Origin of the sequence: Pseudoalteromonas sp. AOP7-A1-14 (genome assembly GCF_052376275.1) — a bacterium.
Taxonomy (GTDB): Bacteria; Pseudomonadota; Gammaproteobacteria; order Enterobacterales; family Alteromonadaceae; genus Pseudoalteromonas.
Window position 1 is genome coordinate 1 of the sequence record NZ_JBQSVO010000266.1, and the last position, 790, is coordinate 790.

At 36.3% G+C, this 790-nt stretch carries 2 protein-coding genes; both read right to left on the reverse strand.

What is annotated here, in order from left to right; all coding sequences use genetic code 11:
- Nucleotides 1-243: DUF4880 domain-containing protein (locus ACT3RM_RS18025; protein ID WP_444511535.1), on the reverse strand; the 243-nt coding region annotated here is incomplete at its 3' end.
- 2 nt (nt 244-245) lie between these two features.
- On the reverse strand, nt 246-761 hold the full coding sequence (locus ACT3RM_RS18030; protein ID WP_217896479.1) for a sigma-70 family RNA polymerase sigma factor: 516 nt from the start codon (nt 759-761) through the stop codon (nt 246-248).
- Nucleotides 762-790 lie beyond the last annotated feature (29 nt).

The following is a 790-nucleotide window of genomic DNA, read 5'->3' on the forward strand; positions in this document are numbered from 1 at the left end:
TAGATGTCGACGCGACAATCCTTTTTCCTGACTTATTAATACTTTCCGACTAAGCTCAGATTGCGGGACTTTATGAAATTTTTCTTGTAATAACTCCAGTTGTTGCCATGCTAAAGCATGCTCAGGTTTTTCTTCATACCAAGTCTGAAAAGCAATTTCATCTTGTTGATTAACATCGTCAGCCCATAATCTTGCCATCCATATCGCAGCCTGTTGAATAGTATTTGAAGAAATTTTTTCCATAGTCAAGACTGCATCTCAATATTAACTATTAAACAACTTTGCAAAGCTTTAGCAATGTACTTTTCTACCGATGATACTGACACCTTTAATTTTGCTGCAATTTGTTTATAGCTCATATTTTCGAGTTGACGCATAAGTAATGCTTGGCGTACTTTTTCCGGAAGTTGCCGTAGAAGCATATCAATCTCATTTAATGCCTCAACCATAATAAGATGAGACTCTGGAGATTCAGACGAAGTAAGTGGATCATTCGCTATTAGTTCTAAGTAAGCCGCTTCAATATTGCGTCTTCGGTACAAATCGATGACTAACCCTTTTGCGATATGAGTTAAATAGCGACGGGAATCTTTTATATCTGGTAATGATGCTTTTGTTAGAATACGCAAATAAGTATCTTGTACTAAATCAGCAGTTACTTCTAAGCATCCTAATCGACGTTGAATATAAATGGACAGCCAATTATTGTGTTTTCTATACATATCATCAACGCACGCGATATTAGCAGGATTGATCACCATCACTTAGTATTACTCCAAACAACCTAATG

Bases quoted from the DNA above. Each gene is read 5' to 3' on its own strand.
- ACT3RM_RS18030 (WP_217896479.1), bottom strand. From the start codon at position 761: ATGGTGATCAATCCTGCTAATATCGCGTGCGTTGATGATATGTATAGA.